Source organism: Rhizobacter sp. P2_H2 (assembly GCF_056403375.1).
Window position 1 is genome coordinate 1 of sequence record NZ_JBFUFP010000200.1, and the last position, 7,065, is coordinate 7,065.

The 7,065-nt window shown below is 69.3% G+C and carries 5 protein-coding genes; 3 read left to right on the forward strand and 2 right to left on the reverse strand.

The window, feature by feature from the left end:
- The 3 genes from AC1D15_RS13080 to AC1D15_RS13090 all read left to right on the forward strand — a co-directional run.
- Nucleotides 1-1,567: AAA family ATPase (locus AC1D15_RS13080; RefSeq protein ID WP_477826314.1), on the forward strand; the 1,567-nt coding region annotated here is incomplete at its 5' end.
- A 9-nt stretch (nucleotides 1,568-1,576) separates the two neighbouring features.
- Nucleotides 1,577-2,539: a Fic family protein gene (locus AC1D15_RS13085; protein ID WP_477826315.1), complete on the forward strand. Its 963-nt coding sequence runs from the start codon at nucleotides 1,577-1,579 to the stop codon at nucleotides 2,537-2,539.
- A 16-nt stretch (nucleotides 2,540-2,555) separates the two neighbouring features.
- Nucleotides 2,556-3,869 carry a tetratricopeptide repeat protein gene (locus AC1D15_RS13090; RefSeq protein WP_477826316.1) on the forward strand — a complete coding sequence of 438 codons (1,314 nt, stop codon included), beginning with the start codon at nucleotides 2,556-2,558 and terminating at the stop codon, nucleotides 3,867-3,869.
- Nucleotides 3,870-3,891: 22 nt separating this feature from the next.
- Here AC1D15_RS13090 and AC1D15_RS13095 read toward each other — a convergent pair whose 3' ends face one another.
- Nucleotides 3,892-6,222, reverse strand: coding sequence for a di-heme oxidoreductase family protein (locus AC1D15_RS13095; RefSeq protein WP_477826318.1), 2,331 nt, complete (start codon nucleotides 6,220-6,222; stop codon nucleotides 3,892-3,894).
- Nucleotides 6,223-6,432: 210 nt separating this feature from the next.
- Nucleotides 6,433-7,065: cupin-like domain-containing protein (locus AC1D15_RS13100; protein ID WP_477826317.1), on the reverse strand; the 633-nt coding region annotated here is incomplete at its 5' end.

Consider the following 7,065-nt stretch of genomic DNA (forward strand, 5'->3'; position numbering starts at 1 on the left):
GGAGAAGCACCACAAGGTGCAGATCCTCGACGAGGCGCTGGAGGCGGCGGTGAAGCTCTCCCACCGCTACATCCCGGCGCGCCAGCTGCCGGACAAGTCGGTCAGCCTGCTCGACACCGCCTGCGCGCGCGTCGCGGTGAGCCTGCATGCGACGCCTGCCGAGGTGGACGACTGCAGCAAGCGCATCGAGGCACTGGAGACCGAGCAGGGCATCATCGGCCGCGAGGCGGCGATCGGTATCGACACGCGTGAGCGCAGCGCGTTCGTCGAGGAGCAGCTCGGCATCGAGCGCAAGCGGCTCGACGGGCTGAAGACGCGCTGGACAGCCGAGAAGGTGCTGGTCGACAAGCTGCTCGCGCTGCGCGCGAAGCTGCGCGGCGTGGCCGGCGCGGTGGAAGGCACCGGCAGCGCGCTGGAGCAGAACGCCGAGAAGGTGGCTGCCACGGTCGTGGCGGAAGCGCCGAAGCTGTCCGATGAGGAACGCGCCGCGGCACTGACGGAACTGAAGCAGGTGCAGGCCGAACTGGCCACGCTGCAAGGCGAGCACCCGCTGATCCTGCCGACGGTGGACTACCAGGCGGTGGCGAGCGTGGTCGGCGACTGGACCGGCATCCCGGTCGGCCGCATGGCGCGCAACGAGATGGAAACCATCCTGAAGGTGGCGTCGCTGCTGAGCCAGCGCGTGATCGGCCAGGACCATGCGATGGAGATGATCGCCAAGCGCATCCAGACCTCGCGGGCCGGGCTCGACAACCCGAGCAAACCGATCGGCGTGTTCATGCTGGCCGGCACCTCGGGCGTCGGCAAGACCGAGACGGCGCTCGCGCTGGCCGAGGCGCTGTACGGCGGCGAGCAGAACCTGATCACGATCAACATGAGCGAGTTCCAGGAGGCGCACACCGTCTCGACGCTGAAGGGCGCGCCCCCTGGCTACGTGGGCTATGGCGAAGGCGGCGTGCTGACCGAGGCGGTGCGGCGCAAGCCCTACTCGGTGGTGCTGCTCGACGAAGTGGAGAAGGCGCACCCCGACGTGCACGAGATGTTCTTCCAGGTCTTCGACAAGGGCTTCATGGAAGACGGCGAAGGCCGCTTCATCGACTTCAAGAACACGCTGATCCTGCTGACGACGAATGCCGGCACCGAGCTGATCGCCAACATGTGCAAGGACCCGGAGCTGATGCCCGAGGCCGAGGGGCTGGCGAAGGCGCTGCGCGAGCCGCTGCTGAAGATCTTCCCGCCGGCGCTGCTGGGCCGGCTGGTGACGATCCCGTACTACCCGCTGTCGGACGAGATGCTGGGGCAGATCGTCAAGCTGCAGCTCGGGCGCATCAAGAAGCGCGTCGAGGCGCGCTACAAGATCCCGTTCGAGGTCGGCGACGACGTGGTCAAGCTGGTCGTGAGCCGCTGCACCGAGAGCGAATCGGGCGGGCGGATGATCGACGCGATCCTGACCAACACGATGCTGCCGGACATCTCGAAGGAGTTCCTGACCCGCATGATGGACGGCACGCCGATCGAGCGGGTGAAGGTCAGCGTCGTCGACAACAACTTCCACTACGGGTTCTGAGGAGCGTCCATGGCCCTTTTCGACAGCAAGCCCAAGGTCGCCCCGTACGTCGCACCGGCCGGTGCGGTCACGATGGACGCCCACCAGTTCCGCAACACGATGCGCGTGCGGCCGGTCTACTCGACCTACTCGCGGGTGGTCGGGCTGGGCCCGGCCAACACGGCGTTCGACAACGCCTTCACCGAATCGCTGCGCGCGATGGGGGCCGACGGCTTCTGGCACTTCGGCACCAATGCGAATGCCGGCAACCCGAGCGCACTGCGCTTTCCGGACGCGGCCGGCCTGAACTTCTTCATGACCGCGATCGAAGGCATGTTCGAGATGGACCTGAAGCTGATCGAGCGGCGCGCGGCCTACGCGAACGGCCTGAAGGGCAAGGCCGGCTCCCACCTGCTGATGCCGCAGCTGCGGGCCGAGACGCAGCCCGAGGGCAGTTACTACCAGCCCCCGGCACCGGTGGCCCCGAAGCCCGGCGTACCGGCGGTGCCGGCGCGCTCCGAGCGCTCGCTCGACCAGGCCAGGGGCCTGGCCTGGCTGACCAAGGGCGTGCAAGGCGACACCTCGGCCTTCTCGCAGGTGCTGCTCGGGCTGGTCAAGCGCGACGGCAGCTTTCCGCTGGGCGGCAGCCTCGCGCCGCTGCAGGCGGCCTGGCAGCGGATGGTGCCGCTGGCACCGGCCTATCGCGGCTGGAACAACGCCGCCGGCATGCAGAAGTACCCATCGAACGTCGGTGGCGCCAAGGTGCTGGGCGACGTACTGTCCGACCTGAGCACCTCGCCGATGCCGGCGCAGGGCAGCGACGACTGGTACGAGCTGGCGCTCTACGTGATGGGCTCGATCATCACCGCGCAGGCCTTCACCGATGGCAACAAGCGCGCCGCCCGGCTGGCCTACGTGCTGATGCTGCTGAGCGGCGGCGTGCCGATGGTCGTGCCGAACGACCGCCTGGGCGCGACGCTCGGGGACATGTGAAGCGACAGGCCGCACCGTGACCGAATCCGCTGACCTCGGCCTCGACGAAGCCCTGCAGTTCGCGATCGGGCTGCACCAGAACCAGCAGCTCGAAGGCGCCGAGCAGGTCTACCGCCGCGTGCTCGCGGTGGCGCCGGACCACCCCGACGCGCTGCACCTGCTGGGCATGGTGCTGCACCAGACCGGCCGCAGCGAGGAAGGCATCGCGTCGATCCGGCGCGCGATCGAGCTGGTGCCGGATTTCGCGGGTTACCACAACAACCTCGGCAACATCCATGTGTCGCGCCACGAGCTGCCCGAGGCGACGGCGGCCTACGAGCGCGCGGGCGCGCTGGAGCCCGGCAGCGCCGACCTGCAGAACAACCTCGGCTCGCTGTACCGCGCGCAGAAGCGCCCCGGCGACGCGCGTGCCGCCTACCTGCGCGCGATCGAGCTGAACCCGCGGCACCTGAACGCGCACAACAACYTCGGGCTGCTGGCGGCCGCGCAGGACGACCTGCCGGAGTCGATCCGCTGGTACTGCAAGTCGATCGAGCTGCTGCCCGAGCACCCGGACGGCCGCAAGCTGCTGGGCATGACCTACTACACGATGGGCAAGGTGCGCGAGGCGGCCGAGGTGTTCCGCCAGTGGCTGGCCGAAGAGCCCGGCCACCCGATGGCGCAGCACATGTTCGCGGCGTGTTCCGGCAGCGGTGCGCCGGAGCGGGCCTCGGACGACTACGTCGAGTACACCTTCGACCACTTCGCCGACAGCTTCGAGACGCAGCTGAACGAGCGGCTCGACTACCGCGCGCCGCAGCTGTGCGCGCAGCTGCTCGCGCGGCTGCTGCCGCCGGCGGCGAAGCAGTTCAACGTGCTCGACGCCGGCTGCGGCACCGGGCTGTGCGGGCCGCTGGTGGCGCCGTGGGCGCGGGTGCTGGCGGGGGTGGACCTGTCGGGCGGCATGCTCAAGCATGCGCAGACCAAGGGCGTCTACGGCGACCTGTACAAGGCCGAGCTGACGGAGTTCCTGCGCGAGTCACCGGGCCAGTGGGACGTGATGCTGTCGGCCGACACGCTGTGCTATTTCGGCGACCTGATGCCGCTGATGGCGGCCGCCAGCGGCTCAGTGCGCGCGGGTGGGTTGATGGTGTTCACCGTCGAGGCGCTGCCCGACGACCGACCGGAGATGTTCCACCTGGAGCCGCACGGGCGCTATGCGCATGCGCGGGCGCACGTGGAAGCGGCACTGGCGGCGAACGGGTTCACGCTGGTGGAGATCAGCGGGGAGACGCTGCGGCAGGAGGGTGGGAAGCCGGTGGCGGGGTGGCTGGTGGYGGCGCGGCGCTGAGGCCGTCCGCCTCGGCAACTCCTTACAACGACTCCAGGAACGCCACCACCGCATCGCGATCCGCCCTGCTGAGCGCCTCGAACTTCGCCCGGCTGCCGCTGCCCTCGCCGCCATGCCAGCCGATCGCCTCCACCAGCGTGCGGGCGCGCCCGTCGTGCAGGTAGCGCACGGTGGCCGCGTCGGCGAAGCCGGTCTCCTTCTGCACGTACTTCAACGACCCCAGGCCCCACAGCGGCTGCGTGCGCCACAGGCTCGGGCCGGCCTGGCCTTCGGTCATCGTGTCGGCCAGCTCCGGGCCCATGTCGTGCAGCAGCACGTCGGTATACGGGTGGATGGTCTGGTTGCGCAGTTCCTGGAACGGGTGGTTCGCGCCCGTCTTCAACTCCGCCTTGTGGCAGCCGGTGCAGCCCGCCTGCGTGAACAGCTGGCTGCYGCGCGCGATCGACGTGCGCAGCGCCTCGGGCAGGTCGTGCTCCGGCGGCGTGACCGTGCCGTCCGTGTAGCCGCTCGCGTACTTGCGCTGCGCCGGCACGCCCAGCAGCTGCAGGTATGACGCGACCCGGTCGAGCTCCGCGCTGCTCACCGACGGCGTCGCGGTACTGGTCTTGCAATCGGCCGCGCCGCGCAGGCAGCTCACTGACTTGAAGGCCGGCGTCGTGACGCCCATGTCCTGCAGGAAGGCGCCCGCGGCCTGTTGCCGCACCGTCGCCTTGCCGGCCTYCCAGCCGTAGCGGCCGAGGTGGCGCTGGCCCGTCTCGGGGTCGATCGACCAGTTGGGAATGCCGCGGATGCCGTCGCCGTTCGCGTCCTGCGGGTCGGCCAGCGCGAGGATGGTGGTCTCGTCCAGCGCCTCGATCAGGCCCATGCCCACCACCTGCGGTGCCTGCCGCACCGACAGCTGCGCCGGCACCGGCCCCTTGAAGGCGTAGACGGGCTTCTGCAGCTCGACCGTCTCGCCGCCGGCCAAGGTGCGCACCGTCTTCACGAACGACTGGATCGAGACGCCGTAGTCGGGCGCGCCCGCCGTGCGCGACAGCTGCTGCACGTTGACGCCGTAGGTGGCATCGGGCGTGATGGACGTGCTCGTGCTCGCCGCCGCGGTGAGCACCGCGAACTTGTTCAGCGGCGTGCCGATGTCGGCGGCCGGGCTGCGGCCGTTCAGCGTGTGGCAGCCCAGGCAGCGCACTTCGTTGAAGCGCTCGCCCAGCTGGTTGGCATGCGCGGTGAACACCGGGTTCACGGTCGGGCTCTCGGAGTGCTTGCCGTCGAGGAACGAGGTGTGGAACAGCCGGCGCCCTTCGACGAAGCGCTGCATGTCGGCGATGCCGATGTTGTTGACCGACTGCTGGAAGACGCGGTGCGGTTCCTCGGAGTAGTTGTACGAGACGCTCGCCTGCCCGCCCAGCAGCGCATCGTCGGGCAGCGGGGTGGTGTCGAGCTTGGGCGCGATGCCGTACCACGGCACCATGCCCTTGCCGACCACGTAGAGCTGCTCGAACGAGTAGTCGCGGTTGTGGCCGCCGTCGATCAGCRCGATGTCGGTGCCGGGCGTGTAGTCGAGGAACACGCCGGGCGACATCTCGATCTTGTCGCCGACCTTCAGCTTGTTGTTCGCCCGCGCGATGCCCTGGTACTGCGCCTCGTCGGCCATGCGCCAGTAGTCGGTGATGCTCTGTGCCACGCACAGGTCGGCGATCGCGGTGGCGGGGTTGCAGCGCTGCGTGCCGTCCTTCGGGTTCGTGTAGCCGACGCCCATCTTCCAGCCGTACTCGATGACGTTCGGGTCCAGCCGGCGGAACGCGCTGAAGCTGTTGTTGATCATCGTGCCGACGTTCGGCTTCAGGTAGGCGGTGATCTTCTGGCGGCCGGCCGGCACCTCGTCGCGGATCACCAGGCCGAAGGTGCGGTTCTGGAAGTAGAACGGCGGGAACGCGAAGTAGCTGCCCGGGCCCTTGTCGACGGTGTCGGTCCACGGCTCGCCACCTTCGCGCGCATGGCGCGGCGTGGGGCGGAAGCCCGCATAGGTGACGAGCGTGCCGTCGGCCTCGGTGACCTGGATCTGCTCGATCACCGGGGTGCCGGCGGCGTACAGCGGCACGTAGTCGGTGGCACCGCTGTCGGTCGGTGCCGGCGCGGGGGCCGCGGTGGGTGCGGGCGCCGGCACAGGCGCGGGGCCCGAGGCAGGCGATGGGGCGGGCGACGGCGCGGGTGCGGGCGACGGTGCGGGGGAAGGAGACGGCGCGGGAGACGGCGCCGGCGCATTGCTCGTCGGCGGCGGGCTGGCCGAGGGGCCCGAATCGTCACCTCCGCCCGAGCCGCAGGCCGACAGCGCCATCGCCGCGCTGAACATCATTGCCACCGTGGCGAGTGCCTGCGACCTGCTGCGCGACCCTGCGACCGCCGTTCTCTGCGTTTTTCCCATGGAACCCTCCCGTTTTTCCGATCAGCCGATACGGGCGGTTACCTGCCCGTGCTCGTGTGCGACTTGTTCGAGCAACGGGTGCAAGAGGCATTCCAGACCAGGAGTGTCACGTCGGCCGCGGCACGTGCCGCGCCGGCGCCATCACCAGTTGTGGATCTCCGCATTCACATACGTGAAGTCATTCGGGATCGCCAGGTTCGAGTACGAGAAGGACAGGCTCACGTCCAGCGAGGTCACCTGGTGCCACCAGCCGAGCGGCAGGAACATCGTCTCGCCCGGTTCGACGATCACCTCCAGCACCTTCACGCTCGCGAAATCGGGGTGGCGCACCAGGTCGGGCGCGTCGAGGTCGATCGGGCTGTAGACGCGGAAGTGGTTGTAGAGCTTCGGCGTCTCCAGCGGCGAGATGAAGCGCCAGCGCTTGCGGCCGACGATCTGCGTGTGCATCAGCATCAGCGTGTCGTGGTGCAGCGGCGTGCGCGTGCCGGCCGGGCCGAACCAGAACGACGAGCGCTGCGCCAGTTGCGCCGGATCGCAGATCTCGGGCAGCGTGCCGATGTCCTTCAGCAGCGGCGCGAACTCCGGGCGCCGCAGCACCTCGTTGTTGGCGGTCAGGTAGTAGTCGTTGGTCGCACCGCCGGCCAGCACCTGGTCGACGAAGTTGCCGAGCCGCACCGTGCGCCGGTGCTCCAGCTTGTTCTGCTCGTAGTTCGAGTCGGCGTTGCGCTCGGCCTGGATCTCGACGTCGAGGTGGCCGAAGCGCGTCTTCAGGTC

Bases quoted from the DNA above. Each gene is read 5' to 3' on its own strand.
- AC1D15_RS13085 (WP_477826315.1), top strand. From the start codon at position 1,577: ATGGCCCTTTTCGACAGCAAGCCCAAGGTCGCCCCGTACGTCGCACCG.